This window comes from Mucilaginibacter koreensis (assembly GCF_054783355.1).
On record NZ_BAAGQS010000001.1, the window covers coordinates 3,550,731 to 3,573,519 of the forward strand.

The 22,789-nt window shown below is 43.9% G+C and carries 17 protein-coding genes and 3 tRNA genes; 10 read left to right on the top strand and 10 right to left on the bottom strand.

The annotated features are described in order from the left end of the window. Positions 1 to 39: 39 nt before the first annotated feature. The 5 genes from ACYVNW_RS15870 to ACYVNW_RS15890 all read right to left on the bottom strand — a co-directional run bounded on the left by ACYVNW_RS15870 (position 40) and on the right by ACYVNW_RS15890 (position 8,648). Positions 40 to 1,521 (bottom strand): DUF1090 domain-containing protein, encoded by a 1,482-nt coding sequence (locus tag ACYVNW_RS15870; RefSeq protein WP_460680856.1) that lies wholly within the window; start codon positions 1,519 to 1,521, stop codon positions 40 to 42. A gap of 151 nt (positions 1,522 to 1,672) precedes the next feature. Then, a complete protein-coding gene (locus ACYVNW_RS15875; protein ID WP_460680857.1) occupies positions 1,673 to 2,278 on the bottom strand; it encodes a lipoprotein signal peptidase in 606 nt (201 codons plus the stop codon). After that, on the bottom strand, positions 2,278 to 2,664 hold the full coding sequence (locus ACYVNW_RS15880) for a TraR/DksA family transcriptional regulator (RefSeq protein ID WP_460680858.1): 387 nt from the start codon (positions 2,662 to 2,664) through the stop codon (positions 2,278 to 2,280). Before ACYVNW_RS15880 ends, ACYVNW_RS15875 begins: the two co-directional genes overlap by 1 nt. Further along, positions 2,665 to 6,057, bottom strand: coding sequence for an isoleucine--tRNA ligase (gene ileS, locus ACYVNW_RS15885; protein WP_460680859.1), 3,393 nt, complete (start codon positions 6,055 to 6,057; stop codon positions 2,665 to 2,667). A gap of 197 nt (positions 6,058 to 6,254) precedes the next feature. Continuing rightward, a complete protein-coding gene (locus ACYVNW_RS15890) occupies positions 6,255 to 8,648 on the bottom strand; it encodes a TonB-dependent receptor (RefSeq protein ID WP_460680860.1) in 2,394 nt (797 codons plus the stop codon). A 215-nt stretch (positions 8,649 to 8,863) separates the two neighbouring features. Between ACYVNW_RS15890 and ACYVNW_RS15895 the strand changes: the two genes are divergently transcribed. Continuing rightward, positions 8,864 to 9,868 carry a sensor histidine kinase gene (locus ACYVNW_RS15895; RefSeq protein WP_460680861.1) on the top strand — a complete coding sequence of 335 codons (1,005 nt, stop codon included), beginning with the start codon at positions 8,864 to 8,866 and terminating at the stop codon, positions 9,866 to 9,868. Between the two features lie 32 nt (positions 9,869 to 9,900). Beyond that, positions 9,901 to 10,662: a LytR/AlgR family response regulator transcription factor gene (locus ACYVNW_RS15900; RefSeq protein ID WP_460680862.1), complete on the top strand. Its 762-nt coding sequence runs from the start codon at positions 9,901 to 9,903 to the stop codon at positions 10,660 to 10,662. Here ACYVNW_RS15900 and ACYVNW_RS15905 read toward each other — a convergent pair. After that, positions 10,659 to 11,435, bottom strand: a complete 777-nt coding sequence (locus tag ACYVNW_RS15905; protein WP_460680863.1) for an SDR family NAD(P)-dependent oxidoreductase — start codon at positions 11,433 to 11,435, stop codon at positions 10,659 to 10,661. The two genes, ACYVNW_RS15900 and ACYVNW_RS15905, sit on opposite strands and share 4 nt — an antisense overlap. Before the next feature lie 134 nt (positions 11,436 to 11,569). On the opposite strand from ACYVNW_RS15905, the gene ACYVNW_RS15910 reads away from it, so the two are divergent. Then, positions 11,570 to 11,956: a diacylglycerol kinase family protein gene (locus tag ACYVNW_RS15910; RefSeq protein ID WP_460680864.1), complete on the top strand. Its 387-nt coding sequence runs from the start codon at positions 11,570 to 11,572 to the stop codon at positions 11,954 to 11,956. Next, positions 11,946 to 12,671: a DNA repair protein RecO gene (gene recO, locus ACYVNW_RS15915; protein ID WP_460680865.1), complete on the top strand. Its 726-nt coding sequence runs from the start codon at positions 11,946 to 11,948 to the stop codon at positions 12,669 to 12,671. The genes ACYVNW_RS15910 and recO overlap by 11 nt, the downstream gene beginning before the upstream one ends. On the opposite strand, the gene ACYVNW_RS15920 is transcribed toward recO, so the two are convergent. Both ACYVNW_RS15920 and ACYVNW_RS15925 read right to left on the bottom strand, forming a co-directional pair. Further along, the gene (locus ACYVNW_RS15920) at positions 12,663 to 13,769 is read right to left on the bottom strand and encodes an AI-2E family transporter (protein WP_460680866.1); all 1,107 of its coding nucleotides are present in this window, start codon (positions 13,767 to 13,769) and stop codon (positions 12,663 to 12,665) included. The genes recO and ACYVNW_RS15920 overlap by 9 nt on opposite strands. A 63-nt stretch (positions 13,770 to 13,832) precedes the next feature. Then, positions 13,833 to 14,078, bottom strand: coding sequence for a hypothetical protein (locus tag ACYVNW_RS15925; RefSeq protein WP_460680867.1), 246 nt, complete (start codon positions 14,076 to 14,078; stop codon positions 13,833 to 13,835). A gap of 174 nt (positions 14,079 to 14,252) precedes the next feature. Here ACYVNW_RS15925 and ACYVNW_RS15930 point away from each other — a divergent pair. After that, positions 14,253 to 14,327, top strand: a tRNA-Val gene (locus ACYVNW_RS15930). 200 nt (positions 14,328 to 14,527) lie between these two features. On the opposite strand, the gene ACYVNW_RS15935 is transcribed toward ACYVNW_RS15930, so the two are convergent. Beyond that, positions 14,528 to 14,612: transfer RNA gene (locus tag ACYVNW_RS15935), tRNA-Leu, on the bottom strand. Between the two features lie 55 nt (positions 14,613 to 14,667). Beyond that, positions 14,668 to 14,743, bottom strand: a tRNA-Gly gene (locus ACYVNW_RS15940). Positions 14,744 to 15,068: 325 nt separating this feature from the next. Here ACYVNW_RS15940 and ACYVNW_RS15945 point away from each other — a divergent pair. The 5 genes from ACYVNW_RS15945 (at position 15,069) to ACYVNW_RS15965 (ending at position 22,735) form a co-directional block, all read left to right on the top strand. Continuing rightward, positions 15,069 to 16,232 (top strand): Gfo/Idh/MocA family protein, encoded by a 1,164-nt coding sequence (locus ACYVNW_RS15945; RefSeq protein WP_460680868.1) that lies wholly within the window; start codon positions 15,069 to 15,071, stop codon positions 16,230 to 16,232. A gap of 166 nt (positions 16,233 to 16,398) precedes the next feature. Beyond that, positions 16,399 to 16,797, top strand: a complete 399-nt coding sequence (locus tag ACYVNW_RS15950) for a hypothetical protein (protein WP_460680869.1) — start codon at positions 16,399 to 16,401, stop codon at positions 16,795 to 16,797. Positions 16,798 to 16,924: 127 nt separating this feature from the next. Beyond that, positions 16,925 to 18,052 (top strand): efflux RND transporter periplasmic adaptor subunit, encoded by a 1,128-nt coding sequence (locus ACYVNW_RS15955; protein ID WP_460680870.1) that lies wholly within the window; start codon positions 16,925 to 16,927, stop codon positions 18,050 to 18,052. 66 nt (positions 18,053 to 18,118) lie between these two features. Continuing rightward, a complete protein-coding gene (locus ACYVNW_RS15960; RefSeq protein ID WP_460680871.1) occupies positions 18,119 to 21,283 on the top strand; it encodes an efflux RND transporter permease subunit in 3,165 nt (1,054 codons plus the stop codon). A gap of 60 nt (positions 21,284 to 21,343) precedes the next feature. Next, positions 21,344 to 22,735 carry a TolC family protein gene (locus tag ACYVNW_RS15965; protein ID WP_460680872.1) on the top strand — a complete coding sequence of 464 codons (1,392 nt, stop codon included), beginning with the start codon at positions 21,344 to 21,346 and terminating at the stop codon, positions 22,733 to 22,735. Positions 22,736 to 22,789: the final 54 nt, after the last annotated feature.

Consider the following 22,789-nt stretch of genomic DNA (forward strand, 5'->3'; position numbering starts at 1 on the left):
GCCCTCAGTTTTGAAGGCAGGTAATTAAAGAACTATACATTACATTGTGTTCTTTTGCAAATCTATAGTATAACTACGGCTAAACAAGCCTTTTAGTTCTAAGTAAGGCACAACGTAAGTATTACTATACCATAATACATTTCCTGAAGTAAAACTTTTTTTCGCAAGTTTTTCTTTCGATAAAACTGTCATCTTTTCCCAATTGCCAGTCGTTAAATTAAGTACGCTATAAAGCCCTTTTATCTTATCTGTATTACCAAAATTTCCTATACTGTATAGTTTGTCGTTGTTAATGCGATAAGATAATGGTAAATATTGTCCTATGAATCTGTAATTTACAGGCAACAATTGCTGGAATTTCATACGCAATTCATTGTCATATCCGGTAATAATGTTTGTATATTCATAATAGGCAAAAGTATTATTAAACGATGTTGCTTCGCGAGTGGATAAGACAACAACCAAATGGTTGTCTTTTTCTTGCAAATATCTGATGCTTAATTTGTCACTGCTTCTTAGCTGCGCATCATCACATTCCTTATTGATAGTTTGATAGGCTTTTTCAAGCCCTTTAATTCTGGGCTTGTTGTATATATCTGTGAGCAATTGTGTTTTTTGTGCAGCAAAATCAAACTTTATAAGGTTAAGTTGATCGTCTTTATTGCTGTTTCGGCCATAAAGGCCTACATAAATTATATTATTGTTATCTTTAGAAGCAGATGTAATGATACTGCCTCCAAAATTATCAGGATCGCTTTTCAATAAATCTACCGTTTGTTTAAGCTTCGCTATAGGTTTTGGGTCACCAAAATTGTATTTAGCAACTTCAATATTTCCATTCCCATCATAACCTGTAATCAACAGATTACCTAGTTTGCTGCAATCTGTGTCTAAAATGTAATCGCTGCTGATTTCAGGTGTAAATGTATTTACAGGTTCCAAGCGCTCGTTAAATTCAATTGCAGTAAGACCAGTTGTAGTGCGCGCTTGCTTAGATATGCGCGCTAAAGCAAAAATAGCCAAAGGCCCGAAGCTTCCATGTATTCTGCGTTCTACTGCCGACCGGCGTACTAATAATTTAAAATACTCAGCGTTAACAGGGTCAATAAAAAATGTAGGTTCCTCTTTGTAATTATCATTATCCTGATAAATAATTTTTTCAGCAACGACTTTTCCACTCGCAGGATCAAGTATATAACCTGTATAAGTGTTATTAATACCGCCTTTCATGGTACTGTAGTCGGTCGATGCTACCGCAATAATTTCATTTTTGAATTTCCCGGCTACTAATGAATTTCCCTTTAAATTGGTTTGCCAAACAATATGCATTTGTTCATCTATAGCAATCAAATCAAATGATTTATGATTTGATGCGGTTGAAATAACATTAATTTTATCGTTGACTTTAAATGAACTGATTTCATCTACACCTTTTTGAAAATCGCTAAAAAGGTTTGGGTTTTGTGCGCATGCCAGAAAAGGTAATGCCATAAAAAGGCATTGCAGGACAAGTTTTCTCATAAAAAGTGATAAGTTGTTGTTGAGCAGGAAAATTAATAAGAAATAAGCGAATTGCAAAAAGCCTTTAAACAACAAAAGCCGCTCATTGGAGCGGCTTTTGTTGTATTATCTATAGATGTACATAATCACGCATCTGCAGATCCTTAAAAATTTATTCTTCTACCACTTCGCTGTGTGGGTTGCTTACTTCGTTTACCTCGCTTTTAAAATAGCGTTTTTGGTATAACAGAATCATAATCACACCTACGGAGATAGCAGCATCGGCCAGGTTAAATATCGGCCTGAAAAACTCGAATGGCTGGCCGCCCCAGATGGGTACCCATGAGGGAAAAGTGCCTGAGATGAGCGGGAAATAAAACATATCTACCACCCGGCCCTGAAATATAGGGGCATATTTGTAAATCAGGCCATAAAACGTAGAGTCGATGATATTACCGGTAGCGCCGGCAAAAATCAGGGCTACGTTCATCACCAGTCCGCGGTGGTATTTGTGCCTGATGAGGTACACCAGGCCGTAACCAATACCACATACAGCTACAATACGAAACAACGTTAACAGCAGCTTGCCACCTTCGCCTCCCAGCTCCCAGCCAAAGGCCATGCCGTTATTTTCGGTATAAAGCAGCATGCCTTTACTGCCCAAAAAGCGAATTTGCTCGCCCATATACATATTCTTACGCACCCAGATTTTAATCAGCTGGTCGGCCAGAATAATGAATGTTGCTGTAAGGAAAGGTTTAGTATACGCTGCCTTCATTAATATTGCTTCAGTTTAGCTTCCATACTTAAGGTAGTGTGCGGCACGGCACGCAAACGCTCTTTTTGAATCAGCTTGCCGGTTTCGCGGCATACACCGTAAGTTTTGTTCTCAATACGCACCAGGGCAGCTTCCAACTGCTCAATAAATTTTTTCTGACGGGCGGCCAGCTGGTTGATTTGCTCTTTTTCTAATGTAGCAGAGCCGTCTTCCAGTGTTTTGTAAGTGCCGGCAGTATCATCAGTGCCGTTCAGGTTCGGGCTGCTTAATGATGATGCTAAAGCGTTTAACTCTTCGCGGGCTACACGTATTTTCTCGAGAATGATGTCTTTAAATTCCTGTAATTCTGAATCAGAATATCTGGTTCTTTCGTTTTGTGGTTCCATTTATAATTTAGTTATAGCGATCAGTACTTCGTTGTTATTAATATCTGTTTTTTCGCCATCCTGCATCTGGTCATCAAACGCAATTCCGGCAGCCAAAACTTCAGCGCGAATATAATCCATGTGAGTGGTTACAGCATCGGCAATTACAGCAGGGCACATTAACTTTATGTTAATTTTATCAGTAACATCAAAATTGTTGCCCTTACGCATATTCTGTATCCGGTTGATAAATTCCCGGGCAATACCTTCCTGCTCCAATTCGTTGGTAAGCGTAACATCTAAAGCCACGGTTAGTTTGCCTAAATTGGCTACCTGCCATCCGGGTACGTCTTCGGCTATAATTTCTACGTCGGTATTGAGTATTGTGTAGCGTGTTTCGAGTATAGAGATTTGGCCTTCGTTCTCCAGTTTAACGATGTCTTCCTGGCTTAACTCAGTAATGGCCTGCGCTACCAGTTTCATGTCTTTACCTACCTTGGCGCCCAGAGCTTTAAAGTTAGGTTTTACCTTCTTTTTAACAAAGCCGGCGGTATCAGTAATGTACTCAATGGCTTTGATGTTGGTTTCAGACAAGATCAGTTCTTTTACCAAATCTACCTGATGCTCAAAATCCTTATTTAGTATCGGCAATAATATTTTGCTCAGTGGCTGGCGTACGTTAATGCCTACCTTTTTACGCAACGACAAGGTTAAAGATGAGATGTTCTGCGCCAATTGCATACGTTCTTCCAACGCGGCATTCACCAAATCCTGATGATAAGCCGGGAAATCGGCCAGGTGAACAGACTCGCAATTTTCAAGGTTGGTAGCGCCGTTTAAATCCTGGTACAAACGCTCAGCAAAGAACGGTGCAATAGGCGACATCAACTTGCTGATGGTGACCAAACAGGTATATAACGTTTGATAGGCCGAAAGCTTATCATCCGAATTGTCAGATTTCCAGAAACGGCGGCGGCTGAGGCGCACGTACCAGTTGCTCAGGTGTTCATCCACAAAATCCTGGATGGCACGGGCAGCCTTGGTAGGCTCAAAGTCGGCATAAAATTCGTCTACCTCCTTGGTTAGCGTATTCAGCAGCGAGATGATCCACTGGTCAATCTCGGGGCGCTGGGTCAGTTCAATATCTGCTTCGCTGTAATTAAAGCCATCAATATTGGCGTATAAGGCAAAGAAGGAGTACGTATTGTACAGAGTGCCAAAGAATTTACGGCGAACCTCGTCCAAGCCCTCAATATTAAACTTCAGGTTATCCCAGGGCGATGCGTTGCTGATCATATACCAGCGGGTGGCATCGGCACTGTATTGCTCAATGGTGGCAAAAGGATCAACGGCGTTGCCCAAGCGTTTCGACATTTTGTTGCCGTTTTTGTCCAGCACCAAACCGTTAGATACTACGTTTTTAAAAGCAATACCCGGGTTGTTATTAGCCGCATTAATGGCTTTTACCTTCTCGCTGCTTTCACTCAACATTACCGCAATGGCATGCAGGGTAAAGAACCATCCACGGGTTTGGTCAACGCCTTCGGCGATGAAGTCGGCCGGGTAAGCATTTTTAAACTCTTCCTCGTTTTCAAACGGAAAATGCCATTGTGCATATGGCATGGCGCCGCTATCAAACCAAACGTCAATCAAATCCGGCTCACGGAACATCTTGTTGCCACTTGCAGCTACCAATATCACATCATCCACGTACGGGCGGTGTAAATCGGGTACGTGCGAGCCTTCGGGCATATAGCCGGCAGCTACTGATTTTTGAATTTCGGCTTCCAGTTCGGCGATAGAGCCAATGCATTTTTCCTCGGTGCCATTCTCCTCGCGCCAGATGGGTAGCGGGGTACCCCAGTAGCGTGAGCGCGACAGGTTCCAGTCCACCAGATTTTCCAGCCAGTTACCAAAACGACCTGTACCGGTTGATTCAGGTTTCCAGTTGATTTGTTTGTTGAGGGCAACCAATTTTTCCTTTACTGCAGTGGTGCGGATAAACCAGCTATCCAGCGGGTAGTATAATACTGGTTTATCAGTACGCCAGCAGTGCGGGTAGCTGTGCTCGTATTTTTGTACGTTGAACGCTTTGTTGTCTTCTTTCAGTTTAATGGATATCAACACATCTGTGCCTTTGAAATCAGATTGGGCGCGTTCTTCGTCGCTATAATATTCTTCTTTTACGTAGCGGCCGGCAAAGTCGGTCACTTCATCCACAAAGCGGCCTTGTTTGTTGACCAGCGGTACATCATGGCCGTTTTCATCCTTTACCATTACGGCAGGTACGCCGTTGGCTTTGGCTACCCTAAAGTCATCCGCACCAAAAACAGATGCAGTATGCACGATGCCTGTACCGTCATCAGTAGTCACAAAATCGCCCGCAATCACACGGAATGCATTTTGTTCCATGTCTTCGTTGGTCACATACGGCATCAGCTGGTGATAGCGCAAGCCCACCATCTCAATACCTTTAAAGCGGCCGCAAATTTCCCATGGAATGATTTTGTCGCCGCCTTTGTAATCCTGGAAGGAAGCGTTTTCGCCTTCGGCTCTAAAATAGCGGCTCACCAAATCTTTAGCCAGTACCACGCTTACCGGGGTATAAGTGTAAGGGTTAAAGCTGCGGATTTTTACATAATCGATATCATTGCCTACGGCCAGCGCACAGTTGGATGGTAAAGTCCAGGGTGTGGTGGTCCAGGCCAAAATGCAGGTATCTTCGCTCTCGTGCTCAAATAATACCGGCATCAAAGGGTGCTGCTGGTCGTTCTTTAAGTGAAACTGAGCGGTGATGGACGTATCCTTCACCATGCGGTACGTACCCGGCTGGTTCAGCTCATGTGAACTTAAACCTGTACCTGCTTTAGGCGAGTAGGGTTGTACGGTGTAGCCTTTATACAGCAAATCCTTGTTGTAAAACTCTTTGAGTATCCACCACAAGGTTTCAATATAGTTGTTCTCATAAGTTACGTAAGGGTTTTCCAGGTCTACCCAGTAGCCCATCTTTTCGGTCAGGTCATTCCAGATGTCGGTATAACGCATTACCTCCTTGCGGCAGGCGGCGTTATAATCTTCTACCGAAATGCTTTTGCCAATATCGTCTTTGGTAATGCCTAAGGCTTTCTCAACGGCCAGCTCAATAGGCAGGCCATGGGTGTCCCAGCCGCCTTTGCGTTTTACCTGATAGCCTTTTAAAGTTTTATAACGGCAAAAAATGTCTTTAATAGAGCGGGCCATTACGTGGTGAATGCCCGGCATACCATTGGCCGACGGTGGACCCTCATAAAAAGTATAAGGGTTGCTGGCCGGACGGCTGCTGATACTCTTTTCAAATATGTTTTGCTGTTTCCAAAACTCCAAGATATCCTTACCGGTTTGCGATAAGTTGAGTTGTTTATATTCCTTGTACATCAATAAGTTCCACCTCAATTTTAGAGGTGCAAAGTTAAGGTTTTCAGGCTTTAGAAACAAGAGAAGAGAGTCAAGAGACAAGAATCAAGAGCCGAGACTTTTACCGCTTAATCACTCTGCAGTAAGGCGTTAATCTGATATGCAGATTGATGACCTGTCTTGACTATTTATTCTTGTCTCTTGACTCTCGAAGCTAATTACATTCTTCCTTCCTCGGCGGCGCTGCCGGTTTGGCGGCTGCGGGCGGTTTTTAGTTTGGTGTTACCAAAATTGTAAGTAAGGCCCAGGGTGAAGCGGCGGCTTTCCCATTCGTTGTTCCAGCGGGTGTTAACGTTGTTGTATTGTAAAACACTGCGGTAGCGGTTGCCAAAGAAAATGTCACGCACTTTGAAGCTCAGGGTCATGCGTTTATCCATAAAGGTTTTGCTCACGCCGGCATCAATCTGTGAACCTGAAAGCGTGCGGGCCAAGCCGGAGATAGAAGGCGAGTAATACTGTGCAGAAAGCTGAATTTTTACATTTTGCGGCAAAAAGAAGGTTTGATCCAGGTTGCCTGACCATGAAAAGCGGCTGCTGTTATAGGGCTGGCCTTGCACCAAGGTGCTCACTTTGTCATAAGCAGCATCCAGTTCGGCGTTTACATTCCACCATTTTTTTACGTTAAAGCTACCTGCAGAGGTGGCGCTTAAGGTGCTGGTGCTGCCCAGGTTTTCGTAGCGGTTGATGCTTTCTTTGGTGATGTCATTTTGATAAATCACACCGTTTACTACATCATTTACCTTAAGGTAGCTGAGGCTTAACACCTGAAAGCTTTTGTAAGTGTAATTGAACACATATGATTGTGAAATGGAAGGTTGCAAATAAGGGTTACCTTGTATTGCAGTATAAGGATCGGTATAGCGGATAGCTGAGTTCAGGCTGCCGTAGCCAGGTCTGCTGATGCGGCGGCTGTAAGAAGCGTTCAGCTGGTTGTTATCGTTAATTTTATAGGTTACAAATGCGCTGGGGAATAGCTGCCAGTAATTGCGTTTTACTATCTCGTTGCGGGTAAGTGAGTTTGCAGTAGAAACAGTTTGCTCGGTGCGCAGGCTGGCTTTCACCTCCCATTGTTTACCAAATGATTTGTTGATGGTAGCATAAGCCGCATTGATGTTTTCATCATACCTGAAGTTATTGCTGCGCTTAGGGTCAGTGATCCATCCGTTGGTTTTCAATGAGTCAAATACCACATTGCTACGGGTAGCTACCCAACTGCTTTTTAAGCCGGCTTCAAATTGCCAGTGGTTGGCTAAGGGTAAAATGTAATCGGCTTTAATAGCTTTAATATTATAGTTTACCGGCGAATTGTTGCGTAACATTACAGGAGTGCCAATGGTATTGCCTGTGGCATCGAAGTAAGTATTGGTATAGCGCTGGTCTGCAGTGGCGGCGCTGTGCACATAGTCGGCATCTACGCTCAGTTTCTGGCCGGTAGTATCAATGGCAAAACTGTAGTTCAGGTTAAAGTTGTAGGTGTTGTTGTCGCTGTTTTGCGGTCCGTCGCCGTTTACGCCGCCCACCTGCTGGCCTAAAGCATTCAGGGTAGAAGAGCGGCTGAATACATCGGCATTGGTAGGGGAATTATAACCCTTAAACATCAGGCCGAAAGTTTGTTTAGTGCTGGCATAAAAATCGGCACCTACAGTATAGCTGGTGGAGTAAGTTTTAGGGTGCCAGTAGTTATACTGGTTATATACCTCATTATCAATTTGACGACTCAAGGTTAATTTGTTGTAAGAATCATAGTAACCGCTGTTGGCACGGGTATACAGGCTGAACTTGCCGGTATTGTAGTTTAAATTAAGGCCACCATACAGTTTGCCATATTTGCCATAGCTGGCATTGGCGTTGGCAGTACCGTTATAGCCTTGTAGTTTATTACGTTTCATAATGATGTTGACCATGCCTGCAGTACCTTCAGCATCATAATTGCCCGGAGGATTGGCAATCAGTTCTACTTTACTAATGGCATTGCCCGGCAGTGTTTTCAGGTAATTGCTCAATTCGCTGCTGCTCATATATGTACGGCGGCCGTCAATCATTACCACTACACCGGCATTGTTGCGGTATAAAATGTTATCATCTTTATCCAGGCGAATGCCGGGCGCTTTTTTCAATACATCCAAAGCATTATCGCCGGTGGTGTTTAACTTTTCTACATTCACCACCAGGCGGTCGCTTTTTTGCTGCAGCTGCGGAACGGTGGTGGTTACAGTTACTTCTTTTAGAGCTTTTTGCTGCTCGGTTAATATTACAGTGGGTAAGGTTAAAGGCTGACCGTTATAATTCACAGCCGCGCTGTAGCCGCTGCCAAAACTTACCATGCTGGCTTTAATAATGTAGTTGCCAGGCTTGATGCCGGTAAAAATGAACTTGCCATCCACGTCGGCAATCTTTGCCGCGGTGCGGGCCGAATCAGGTAAATGGAGAAGGGATATGGTGGCACCGGTTAAAGGTTCGTTGTTCTTGCTTACCACGCTTCCGGCAATCTGCGCTTTGGCTGCCAGTGCAGTAGTAACTAATAAGGCGGTTGATATAATTAGCTTTTTCATTTTTTGAATCTGTTGTTTAGCGTTGTTGATTCAAAGGTGCGGTTGCTTGCCGTGCTTAAAAATAATATAATCCCAACCCCTCATAATTTTATCTCAACCCCGTAAAGGAGGGTAATTGGAGATGTTTTAAGGTTTTAGTGGTTTGGTATCAAAAAATAGGGTGTTGGGATAAAGATTTGAAACAGTTGCAACGCGTTGGTATATCTTTACGCCTTATGAAGAAGAGGGAGATTTACTATCACATTATCGGCTGGGTAATTTATATATTGTATATTGTTGTCGGGTTTGCTATTGAGCCGCATAAATTCAGCAATGAGTTGTTTACAGCATCTTTTATGCTGCTTAAAATTCTTGAATTTTACTTCTTTTATTTATGGGTTTATCCGCGCTTCCTCAACAAGAATAAAATCCCTCAACTCATTGGCGGTGTACTTTTGGGTATTGCCTTATTTATTGTTGTTCGGCACACGTTAGAGGAAGTTGTTCTGTTTCACATTTTTCATATGCACAATTATTTCGGTTATACTGCCTTAAGCTATATTGCTGATAATGTGTATTACAGCTCATCGGCCATTGTATTGAGTCTAGCAGTTTATAGCAGCTTTGATGCTTTGCGTAAGCAACAGGAAAACAAGTCGTTACGTGAAGAGAAAGTAAAAGCTGAGCTGGCCTTTTTGAAATCGCAAATCAATCCGCATTTTTTGTACAACACGCTCAATTACATTTATTCATTGGCTTACCCGGTATCTGACCAATTGGCCGATGCGGTGATTAAACTATCACAGCTGATGCGGTATATGCTGACAGAAAGCAGCAATGAAGAAGTTGATTTACAGAAAGAGGTAGATTACATTGAAAATTATATTTCTATTTATCAGCTGCGTTTTGGCGATAATTTTAATGTGGAGTTTACCACGCAGGGCAACATAGGCGGGCAGCGCATTGCCTCATTAATGCTGATTCCTTTTGTAGAAAATGCTTTTAAACACGGGGTGGTAGATGACCCTGAGCGCCCGGTACGTATTGTGTTAAAATTAACCGGCAACCGGCTTGAGTTTACGGTGAGTAATAGAATCAACCAGCAACAAAAAGATCATTCGAGCGGGGTAGGGCTGGTCAATATCCGCCGGAGGCTGGAATTGATCTATCCGGGCAGGCATGATTTGCTGGTATCAGCCAATGGGCAAACCTATAAAAGTACATTGCAGATTACTTTATAAATCTTCTGAAATATCAGCCTATATTTAGCCCTATGATACGTTGCCTTGCCGTAGATGATGAAGCTTACGCCACCAAAATTATAGCCGATTATGTTACCAAGATACCCTTTTTAGAACTGGTAGGTACTACCACCAGCGCTATTAATGCCCTTACGCAAGTACAACAGGGAGGCATTGACCTGGTGTTTTTGGATATACAAATGCCTGATTTAACCGGTATACAGTTTCTGAAATTATGTGCCGGCAAATGCAAGGTAATATTAACCACCGCTTACCCCGAGTATGCACTGGAAGGTTACGAACATGATGTGGTAGATTATCTGCTGAAACCCATTGCCTTCGACCGTTTTTTAAAAGCAGCGCAAAAGGCTTATAATTTATTACAGGCCGCTCAGGTACCAGTGCCTGCGGTGCCTTCTGTTATTTCACCGCAAATTGCAGATGCACCGATAGATACTTCAACTCCAGCTAACAGTAATTATATATTCTTTAAAGGCGACAGCAAGAATAAATTTTTGAGGGTGAACTATGAAGATGTGCTTTATATAGAGGGCCTGAAAAACTATATTTCTATTTTTACCGGAGATCAGCGCCTGGTTACTTATCAAACCCTGCGCGATTTGGAGGATCAGCTGCCACAGCCACCCTTTTACCGGGTGCATAAATCGTACATCGTATCTGTCAATAAAATCAGGATGATTGATGGCAACCTCATTTATATTAATGATCAAACCATCCCGATTGGTGAAACCTACCGGGACGATTTTTTCAGGGTGATACGAGAAGGGCGTTAAAGTATGTTACGCCCCGCGCCGCCATCAATCTGGATGGTAGTGCCGCTTACATAAGAAGCCTGGCCTGATGCTAAAAAGGTAACTACCGCAGCAAATTCCTCCGGCTTGCCAATACGACCCAGTGGTATGGCTTTAGCTTTTTCTTTCAATGCTTCCTCCGGGTCTTGCCCGGCAGGTAAGGTATGTTTCAGGCGGTCAGTGGCAATCATGCCCGGGCCAACATTGTTTACTGTAATGTTATGCGCGCCTAATTCCTCGGCTAATAGCTTGGCCATACCTACCACACCCAAGCGCATACTGGTAGACAGTACCGAGTTACCCAATACCGATTTCACCGATCCGCTGATGATATTGATGATACGGCCACTGCCTGTTTTCTTCATATAAGGTAATACCTGCCGGCTGGTGCGGGCAAAGCTGAGCAAATTAAGTTCAAAAGCTTTCTGCCATTGCTCATCATCAAAATCTTCAAACTGAGCGAAAGGTGGTCCGCCGGCGTTGTTCACCAAAATATCAATTTGGCCAAACTCTTTTCCGGCCGTTTCAATAAGGTGCGTAATCTGGTCGGCTTGTGATACATCAGTCGCTATAGCTAACACTTTACGGCCGGTTTGCTGCTCAATTTCGGCTGCAGTACGGTGAAGCTCATCAGCATTACGTGAGGCAATGATTACATGGGCGCCTTCGGTTGCTAAACTGGTGGCAACGGCTTTGCCCAAGCCTTTGCTGGAGGCTAATATCAGTGCTACTTTGTCGGTAAGTTGTAAATCCATTTGGTATGTGGTTGATGTAAGTAACAGGCAAGTTTAAGCCTTGTTGATGGATAAGCAGCCGTAAATATTATATTTTATAAAATAAACCCTGATATTGCAGCAGGGGATGGGTACCATCATTCATTATTATTTGTATGAATTTATTGGGTAGTTTACGAAAACTGATACGCAGCTTTGGCTATGCTTTCAAAGGGATTGCTTATGCTGTCACCTCGCAGCTCAATTTCAGGGTTCACCTGGTAGCTACCCTGGTGGCGGTATATTTAGGGTTCGCCCTGCGTATTTCGGTAAACGAATGGCAGTGGATTGTGTTAAGTATTACATTGGTATTGGTAACCGAATTATTAAACACGGCTTTAGAAACACTTACCGACCTGGTATCGCCAGAATATAATGTAAAGGCAGGCCGGGTAAAAGATGTAGCTGCCGGTGCGGTAGTTATTACTGCCGTGTTTGCGGTGATTAATGCTCTGTTTATTTATCTGCCTAAATTGTTAATCTTGTTTCATTATGCTTCATAAAACCCGCGGGATAGTTTTTAAGGTAACCGATTATGGCGAAACCAGCGTAATTGTACAGGTGTTTACCGAAAAATTCGGATTACAATCTTACATCATCAACGGGGTAAAGCGCCCTAAAGCTAAAATTACCCGCAACATGCTGCAGCCCCTGCACTTGTTGGATTTGGTAGTCTATTACAAAAATACGGGTTCGGTACAGCGCATTAAGGAGCTAAAGAATGTACCGTTGCTGCAAACTATTCCTTATGATGTGATTAAAAGCGGCATTGCACTATTCTTGAACGAAGTTTTGTATAAAGCGGTAAAGCAGCAAACGCCCGATGAGCAGTTGTTTGAATATATTTACAATTCAGTTGAGTTGCTGGACCATGTAGACAAAGGATTGGCTAATTTTCACTTGTTGTTCTTGATTGGACTTACCCGTTACCTGGGTTTTTATCCGGATAGTACCAATGCGGAAGAAAGTGATTATTTCGATATGAAAAATGGTGTATTTACCCGTTATAAGCCTGATACTACACTCTATCTTTCGCCCCCGTATACCCATATTTTTTATGAGCTGATGCAATATGGCTTTGATGATATGGATCAGCTTAAAATCAGCAATGATGAACGGCGAACGCTGATTATCCGCATACTGGAGTTTTTTGCCCAGCATATTGAAGGTTTCGGCAACATTCATGCACACGAAATATTGGAAGAAGTGTTAAGCTGATGCTTTACCTGTAATTTTGTTGAATAACTTTTTGATGCTGCTCTCGCCGTCGTCTTTCTTTTGCTTGTCGCCGCTGCCCAGCAGATAGCCATAGGGTTTAAGCGGCTCAATATGATCGCAAATAATTTTGATGATGCCCAGCATCGGGATGGCCATTACCATGCCGCCAATACCCCAAACAGCTTCGCCCACTACCAATATAAATATGGTGAAAAATGGGTTGAGGTTTACCTGATCGCCCACCACCAGTGGTTCAATCACATAAGATTGAATAAACTGTACCAATCCATAGGTAATTAATATGCCAATCACCAATGATGAGTCTCCGCCCTGCGCTAAGCCCATCAGCACGGTAATGCTGGTGCCGGTTAGGTTACCTACGAAAGGAATTAACTCCAAGGTGCCGCACAAAATGGCAAAGAAAATGGCATCTTTCACGCCTACTATGCTAAAGCCGATGCTGTACATGATCCATAAAATCACAATCATTAGCCCTAATCCGCCCAGGTACTGCTGAGTTACCTTGCCCGATTTTTGAATGATTTCCGCTGCCTGTTCTTTTTGTTCTGGTTTTACCAGTTTATAAATAAATTGTTTGAAGTGCTGCCTGAAGTAAATGAGTAAAAAGGTGTAAATGAGCACCAGTATAAAATTGACAAGTACACCACTTGCAGTATCCAATAAACCGGTAATAAAACTGCCTGCCTTTCCCAAACCGCCGGATTGTTGCTGTTTGATGACCTGCTGCTGTTTCTGAGGTGAAATGCCGAATGTAGAGCTGATAAAGGCTTTAACCTGGGTAAGCAATTCATTAAAGCGGTCTTCAATAGATGATAAATCTTTAATAACGCCTTTAAGCTGCCAGAATAATAACCCGGCTAATACAGCAATAATTAAAATCAGTGTAAAAACACCCAAAAATGCTGATACGCCTTTCGGCGTGCCTTTCTGTTCAAACCAACGGCTTACCGGCGTAAGCAGCAGGGCCAGGAGCAGGCCTAAAGTAAGCGGAACAAGTACTGATTGTGAAAAATACAGCACCACAAAGCTCAAAATAAAAAAAAACAGGATGCGTATGGAAAGGGTAAGATTGCGCATTAAAGGGAAGTAAGCAGAAAAAGAAAAACAGCCGGCAAAGCGCCGGCTGTTATAAATTAGATATTACTGATCTTGCTCAATAATATGTTTGGCTAAAAACTGCAGGTTTGAAGCTGGTATTTCATTGCCCGAAATTTGCTTCAGGCTGCCATCGGGTTGTAGTTCTAATTCTGCGTTCATGTTGTTATCCATGTGCAGACTTACCTTATTGCCTTTTTTTACGGCGGTACATGAAATAATACGCTCGGAGTAATTAATATCAAATTTGTATTGCTTCTCGCTGCTGTTATCCGGGGTTTGGTTGTCCATAATGTTTCTGAGATGATTTATAAGTATAACACCGCACGGATAACAATGTTTACTTTTGATAAATGGATGGCTTTTTAAAATTAAAACCGCTGTAACAGAAGCGATAAGAAGAAAATTTAAAATTTATTTTGCAGAAATGTAAAGTGCGTGTATCTTTGCAACACCAAAAACAAAGGGAGCATAGCTCAGCTGGTTCAGAGCATCTGCCTTACAAGCAGAGGGTCACAGGTTCGAATCCTGTTGCTCCCACTAAAGAAAAGCCTTTCAGTATTACTGAGAGGCTTTTTTGTTTTAAAGTTGTATTGCACCTGCAGTAGCTTACAAGTAAACCCATGAGGCCAATTCGGTATAGGTGGAAATTTTTGCCAGAAAGGAAATTTGATCAATTTTGAGTTGAGCAAACAGGTATAAAACCACAAGAGCCCTGCTGGTATTCAGCAGGGCTCTTGTACTCAGAGCGGGAATCGAACCCGCACTCCTTTAACGGGAACAGGATTTTAAGTCCTGCGTGTCTACCAGTTCCACCATCTGAGCAGGTGTGGGTGTTAACAACAAATCCCTTCTTTGTATAGGGCAAGAGAAGGGATTGTGGAGCGAAAGACGAGATTCGAACTCGCGACCCCGACCTTGGCAAGGTCGTGCTCTACCAACTGAGCTACTTTCGCTTATGGGCCTTTAACGTGGTGGCCGGGCGTTTAAGTCACTGCCATTCCGTTTTGGAGGTGCAAATATAAGCTGCAAATCCGGTTCTGCAAATTATTTTTTACAGTAATCCTGCAAGTAGCTGTATGCGTGATAATAAAAATAAATTGAAAGAAGAGTTTAACCTCCGCAAGTCTGCATTTTTAAGGCAGATGTAAATTAACGTTTAGCCTTTACAAATTTTAATTGTAGTTTGCATTGCCTTTAGGCAAACACTGCACTGATGGTAAGTCAGTGTTTACCTAAAGGCAAGTTTACAATTATCAAAACTTATCAATACATAAACTTATGAACAGAAAATTGAGGATGGGGATGATTGGTGGAGGCAAAGATGCCTTTATTGGCGCCATACACCGCCATGCCGCCTTTATGGATGGGCAAATTGAATTGGTTTGCGGTGCACTCAGCGTTAATCCTGAAATTGCCAAAGAATCGGGCCGGTTATTGTACCTGCCAGAAGACCGGATATATACTTCGTATCAGGAAATGATTGAAAAGGAAAGCCAGCTGCCCGAAGGTGAGCGTATGGATTTCATTACCATCGTTACCCCAAACTTCGCCCACTTTGCTCCGGCTATAATGGCACTGGAGCATGGCTTTCATGTAGTTATTGAAAAACCCATCACTTTAAATCTGGATGAAGCCAAGCAACTGAAGCAAAAAGTAGAAGAAACCGGTTTATTGTTGTGCCTTACCCATACTTACTCGGGCTACCCCATGGTAAAACAAGCCAAAGCTTTGGTAAAAGATGGCGCTATAGGTAAAGTAAGAAAAGTGTTTGTAGAATATCCGCAGGGATGGTTAAGTAAATTATCTGAGCGCGAGGGTAATGCGCAGGCTGCCTGGAGAACTGATCCTTCAAAAAGCGGTAAAAGCGGATCGATGGGCGATATAGGTACCCACGCGGCACATTTAGCCGAATATATTACCGGACAGAAGATAGCCAAGCTATGTGCAGATTTAAATGTAATTGTACCCGGCCGTGCACTTGATGATGACGGTGCAGTGTTATTAAAATTTGATGGCGGTGCCTCTGGTGTATTGATTGCTACCCAGGTAGCAGCCGGCGAAGAAAATGCATTGAAGATACGTGTGTATGGCGAAACAGGCGGCTTAGAATGGGCACAGCAGGAACCTAACACCTTGCTCGTAAAATCATTAGATCAGCCAACGCAAATACAGCGTGCTGGTGCAAGTAACAGCTACTTGTATCCTTCGGCTAAGCACGTATGCCGTACGCCGGGAGGTCATCCGGAGGGTTACCTGGAAGCTTTCGCCAACATTTATAAAAACTTTGCTTTGGCGCTTTCAGCAAAAATAAACGGTACCGATCCTCAAACTGACGTGGCCGATTATCCGGGTGTTGAAGAAGGTATTCGTGGTATGGCTTTTATTGATAATGTAGTCGCTTCTGCACATGCTGAACAGAAGTGGACGGATTATACAATATAGTTCCACTTCTGCCGGCAACTATATGCCGACTGTTAAAAGGCTTAAATTTCGCTGTTGATTGTACAGCGAAATTTAAGCCTTTTTAATTAATAGGCATTGTTTTTAACTGCTATAATGAAAATTATATCGCCTTCGGACTGAAAAAGCCTTAACTTTGCATCTGCACATGTGGAAAAAGTGGTTTAACATAGTTCTTTGCCTGTGGCTGATTAATGCAGTTACCTGTTACCATGCCACTAATCCTTTTGATGATGTTGCTGAGGTGGCCGGCAGTGATCATTGTGCCTCCGCCTGCGTTACTATTAATACCTGGGCAGATTATATTTCAAATGCAGTTGCCGATGACAGTGATGCCATCATCCGTAAGTTTCATAAAATTAAAATGCAAAGGCGCTATGTGCATGCAAGGGCGCCCCAGGTAAACCTGTTTTTACCGGCAGTGCTTTTGGCCTGCTTATATATATTAGCCAGAAAGCGTTTAGCGGTAAATGCTCCCAATTACCCGGCTGAAGAAGCCACGCGTCCGGCTTATTATAATTTTCTTTTCCGGCTTAGTCCTTTTTGAGTTTTGTTTTAAATGCTTTATCAATGGCATCGCCCGTTCGGTGCTTCATGGCAGGCGTTTGCTTCATGCATAATACCTGTCATTGGTGTTAAGAATATTTAAAATACAAAATATAAACTCAATAACCATGCGTTATGCTTATTGCTGGCTCGGCCTTGTTTTATCAGGGTTAGTAGCCGGCTGCTCTTCTAAAAATCAAAACGAAAATTCAAATCAGGATACCCTCCAATTGCCGGTGCTTACCTTGAGTACCAAAGATACGGTGTTGCAAACGCCTTATGTGGCCGATATTCAAGCCCTGCGGAATGTAGAGGTACGCTCCAGGCTAAAAGGTTTTCTCGAAAAAATATATGTAGACGAAGGGATGCCTGTGCACAAAGGGCAAATCCTGTTCAAGGTAAATGATGCGGAGTACCGCGTGGCATTATCCAAAGCTAAAGCTGCCCTCAGTAATGCCGAAGCCGAGGCCGTGGCTACCCGCCTGGAGGTAGACCGCGTGAAAATGCTGGTCAATAAAAATGTGATCTCTGCTTCTGAGCTGGAAGTGGCTAAATCCAAGCTAAAATCAGACGAAGCAGTTATTGCCGAAATGCGGGCCAATGTGCAAAACGCACAAAATCATCTGGCTTATACTATTATTCGCGCACCTTTTGATGGTATTATCGACCGTATTCCCCTTAAAGCCGGAAGTCTGATTGATGAAGGAATGCTGCTCACCAGTTTGTCTGACATCAGCTCCGTTTATGCTTACTTTAGTTTTCCTGAAAACGAATACTTACGCTACCAGCGTGCTAAAAACAATAAAGAGGAAGCCGATAGTACGGTAAAGCTGGTGCTTTCTGATGGTAGCAAGTATTCACATACCGGAACCATTGAAACCATTGAAGGTGAAATAGAACAAAATACCGGCTCTATCGACCTGCGAGCTAAGTTCCCCAATCCGCACCGTTTGTTGCGCCATGGGGCCAGCGGCAAAATTTATGTATCGGCTGATAAGGATGATGTGCTGATGGTACCGCAAAAATCAGTCTTCGAAATTCAGGATAAAAGTTATGTGTACCTGGTAGATAAAGCCAACAAACTGCATATGCAAAGCTTTACGCCAGCTACCCGTTTCTCGCAATACTATATTGTAAAAGAGGGCCTGAAAGCAGGTGACAAAATTTTATTTGAAGGTACGCAAAACGCGCGCGACGGTATGATCATTAAACCGGAACCTGTAAAAAGTAACCGGATACTAATGGCTAAAGATTAGCCCCTCATTATTTAACTACAGCCTGCTTGTCGGGCTGTTAACCAACCACTTTTAAAAGCATATAGCATGTTTAATATATTTATTAAGCGGCCTATATTATCGCTGGTAATTTCATTAATGATTACCTTGTTGGGTGTATTGGCCTTGTTTACCTTGCCCATTACTCAATTTCCTGATATAGTTCCGCCATCTGTTACTGTAACGGCCAATTATACCGGCGCCAACGCTGAAGTGTGTGCCAAAGCGGTAGCTACCCCGCTCGAAAGGGCCATTAACGGTGTGCCGGGTATGACTTATATGTCTACCGTGTGCAGTAACGACGGGCTTACCGTTATTCAGATTTATTTTAATGTGGGCATTGACCCCGATCAGGCGGCGGTAAACGTACAGAACCGTGTAGCCACCGTAATAGATGAATTGCCCGAAGAGGTGATCAAAGCCGGCGTAACCACCGAAAAGGAAGTAAACAGTATGCTGATGTACCTCAATATTATGAGTACGGATAAAGCGATGGATGAGAAGTTCATCTACAACTTTACCGATATTAATGTACTGCAGGAACTAAAGCGTATTGATGGCGTAGGCCGTGCCGAAATTATGGGCGCCAAAGAATACGCCATGCGCGTATGGCTCAAGCCCGACCGTATGATGGCTTATCATGTATCCACCGATGATGTCATCAAAGCCATTCGCGACCAAAACGTGGAAGCGGCGCCGGGCAAAACCGGTCAGAGTTCTGACAAAGATCCGCAGATGCTGCAATATGTACTGCGCTACCCCGGTAAGTTCTTTGAACCGAAGCAATACGAAAATATTGTTATCCGTGCCGACGAAAGCGGTACAGTGCTGAAATTAAAAGAAGTAGCCAACGTAGAGTTTGGTTCACTCACCTACAGCATGGTTTCCGAAACTGATGGCCGTCCTTCTGCTTCGATCATGATTAAGCAACGCCCCGGTTCCAATGCCAGCGAAGTAATCACCAACATTAAAAAGCGTATGGCCGAATTAAAGGGAACCTCATTTCCTACCGGCATGAGCTATAACATCAACTATGATGTGTCCCGCTTTTTGGATGCCTCCATTCACGAAGTATTACGTACGCTGGTAGAAGCCTTTTTACTGGTATTTGTAGTGGTATACATATTCCTCCAGGATTTTCGTTCCACGCTGATTCCGGCGCTGGCAGTGCCGGTTGCATTGATAGGTACATTGTTTTTTATGCAGATGCTGGGCTTCTCCATTAATCTGCTTACTTTATTCGCGCTGGTGCTTTCTATTGGTATAGTGGTGGATAACGCCATTGTGGTGGTAGAAGCGGTACACGTAAAAATGTCTGAGGAGCATTTGAGCCCAATGGAGGCCACGCTGAGTGCCATGAAAGATATCAGCGGTGCTATTGTGGCCATTACATTAGTAATGTCGGCTGTGTTTGTGCCGGTAGCTTTTATGTCGGGCCCGGTTGGTGTATTTTACCGCCAGTTCTCGTTAACTATGGCTATTGCCATTGTAATCTCAGGCGTAAATGCAGTTACGCTTACCCCGGCATTGTGCGCTATTATGCTGAAACATCATGATGTCAACGCGAAAAAAGGCTTCATCGGTCGTTTCTTTGACGGTTTTAATAAGCGGTATGATGCCATAGCAGGTAAATACTCCGGCTTTGTATCAAAAATTGCAGGCCGCAGTGCCATTACTTTAATCCTGTTGCTGGTATTTTTTGCCGGTACCTGGGGCTTGAGTGCTATCCTGCCTACAGGCTTTATTCCTACCGAAGATCAGGGGATGATTTACGTTAACGTAACCGCCCCATCAGGCGCTACCGTGGAGCGTACCGAAGATGTGCTGAAAGAAATTCAGCGGCAAACCAAGGAGATGAAGTCGGTAGAATCGGTTTCCATACTGGCAGGTTACAGCCTGGTAAACGAGGTGGCCGGCGCTTCGTATGGTATGGCGATGATCAACTTAAAGCCTTGGGAAGAGCGTGATCAGTCGTTAGATGAAGTAATTGCCGAACTGCAAAAGCGTACCCGCAATATTGCTGATGCTTCCATCCAGTACTTCCCGCCACCTACGGTGCCAGGCTTTGGTAATTCCAGCGGGTTTGAAATACGGATGCTGGATCGTACCGGCTCCGGCGACTTGCAACAAACGGGGCGGGTGTCTAAAGATTTTATTACAGCACTTAATAACTCGCCGGAGGTGAACGGGGCCTTTTCTACTTTCGACCCCGACTTTCCGCAATACATGATTAAGGTGGATCAGCAGATGGCGGCCAAAAAAGGCATTACCATTGATAAGGCCATGTCAACACTGCAAACCTTAATGGGGAGTTATTACGCCTCTAACTTCATCCGCTTCGGGCAAATGTATAAGGTAATGGTGCAGGCCTCGCCTGAATACCGCACTAACCCCGAAGATGTACTGAAGTTGTATGTAAAGAATGAAAAGGGCGAGATGGTGCCGTTTTCTACCTTCATCTCCATGGAGCGGGTATATGGGCCGGAGCAGTTAACACGCTACAATATGTACACTTCGGCTATGGTAACCGGCGATGCCTCACCTGGGCACAGTAGCGGTGATGCCATTGCCGCTATTAAACGCATAGCAGCCGAGAAACTCCCCAAGGGCTATTCCTTTGAATGGTCGGGCATGACGCGGGAGCAAATATTGTCGGGCAATCAGGCTATTTATATTTTTATCATCTGTTTGGTGTTTGTTTACCTGCTACTGGCAGCGCAGTATGAAAGCTTGCTGCTGCCCTTTGCAGTTATACTCGCACTGCCCACAGGTATCTTCGGGGCTTTCCTGCTGTTAAAATTAACGGGATTAGAGAACAATATTTATGCGCAGGTGGCACTGGTGATGCTGATTGGTTTACTGGGCAAAAACGCCATCCTGATTGTTGAATTTGCTGTTCAACGCGAGCGTGAAGGGGCATCGGTCATACAGGCTGCCATTGACGGTGCAGCCTCGCGCCTGCGCCCCATCCTGATGACTTCTTTTGCATTTATCGCCGGTCTCATTCCGTTATGTGTTGCCAGCGGGGCCGGGGCCATGGGTAACCGTTCTATCGGTACGGCCGCAGCAGGAGGGATGTTGCTGGGTACTTTGCTCGGCTTGGTACTAATTCCGGGCTTATATGTGATCTTTTCCAGCCTGGCCGGAAAGAAAACTAAACAAGAACCTGTTGCAGAGTTACCCGAAGAAGAATTACATCATACTTATCATTAAATGCCATTGCCCATCATGTACAGACGAAGATTTAAAATTTTATATATATCCCTAATATTCATGACCTCATGCGTTGGCTTAAAGACCGTAGAAGTGAAGCCGCCGCAAAAAATACCGGATACCTATTCGGGTACGCCTGACTCGGCTAACGTAGCTGTGTTGCCAGTATCTCAGTTTTTTACTGACACCTATTTGGTTAACCTGATTGACACTGCCATGCGTGCAAACCCGGATGTATTGAGCGCATTAAAGCGGATTGAGATTGCCAACGCTACCCTACGCTATAATGGCTTGCAGTTGCTGCCCTCTGTAAATTTAAGCGCTACGGCAGGTTTAGATAAATACGGTGATTACACCCAAAACGGGGTGGGTAATTACGATACCAACCTGTCGCCTAATATCAATTCTGACCAACGCATCCCTAACCCGGTGCCCGATTATTTTGTTGGGGTAAGGAGTTCGTGGGAAATAGATGTTTGGGGAAAACTGCGCAGCCGGAAAAAAGCGGCGCTCAACCGTTTCCTGGCCAGCCGGAGCGGTTACCAGGCTGTGTTAACTTCTCTTACATCTCAAATTGCGGTCAATTATTACCAATTGCTGGCACTGGATAATGAACTGAAGATTATTCATAAAAATATTGAGCTACAGCGCAATGCGCTGGAAATTGTGAAAATACAAAAGCTGGGTGCCCGTGCCAATGAGCTGGCGGTACAGCAATTTTTAGCGCAATTAAGGCGTACGCAATCATTAGAATATCAAACGTTGCAGCAAATTACAGAAACAGAAACTCAGCTGAATGTGCTTACAGGGCGTTTTATGCAACCCATTAGGCGCGATACTTCTATTACTATACTAAAAACCCCCGTCGCCGTTAATGCCGGTGTGCCTTCACAACTGTTGCTGAACCGTCCTGATATCCGCGAGGCAGAGTTTGAACTCCGCGCTTTTAATGCGGATATTAAAGCAGCCCGCGCGGCGTTTTTTCCAACGGTTACATTGTCGGCTTCAGCCGGGTATAACTCCTTTAATGCCGGCTTGCTGTTCAATCCGGCCTCGTTAGCTTATGGTATAGTGGGCGGACTAACAGCGCCCATATTCAATCGTAAATTGATCCGTGCCGATTATGAACGCACTGTTGCCCAAGGTAATCAGGCGCTGTATAACTATCAGAAAACTATATTGATAAGTTTTCAGGAAGTAGTGAACAGCATGAAAAGTATCGAAAATTATACTCAAATGTATAAGCGCAAGCAGGAAGAAGTTCAGGCGCTCAATAATGCTGTATCCATATCCAACGATTTATACCTAGTAAACCGGGCAAATTATTTGGAAATTATTACCGCCCAGCGCAATGTACTGGAAGCTGAACTGGAGATGGCCAATATCAAAAAAAATATCTTTATCGGTACTATCAACCTTTACCGGGCAGTTGGCGGAGGCTGGCACAGATAACTGCATTCGCAATCTTTTTTATTGTTAAACGAACAAAGCCCGGGTATTGCCATC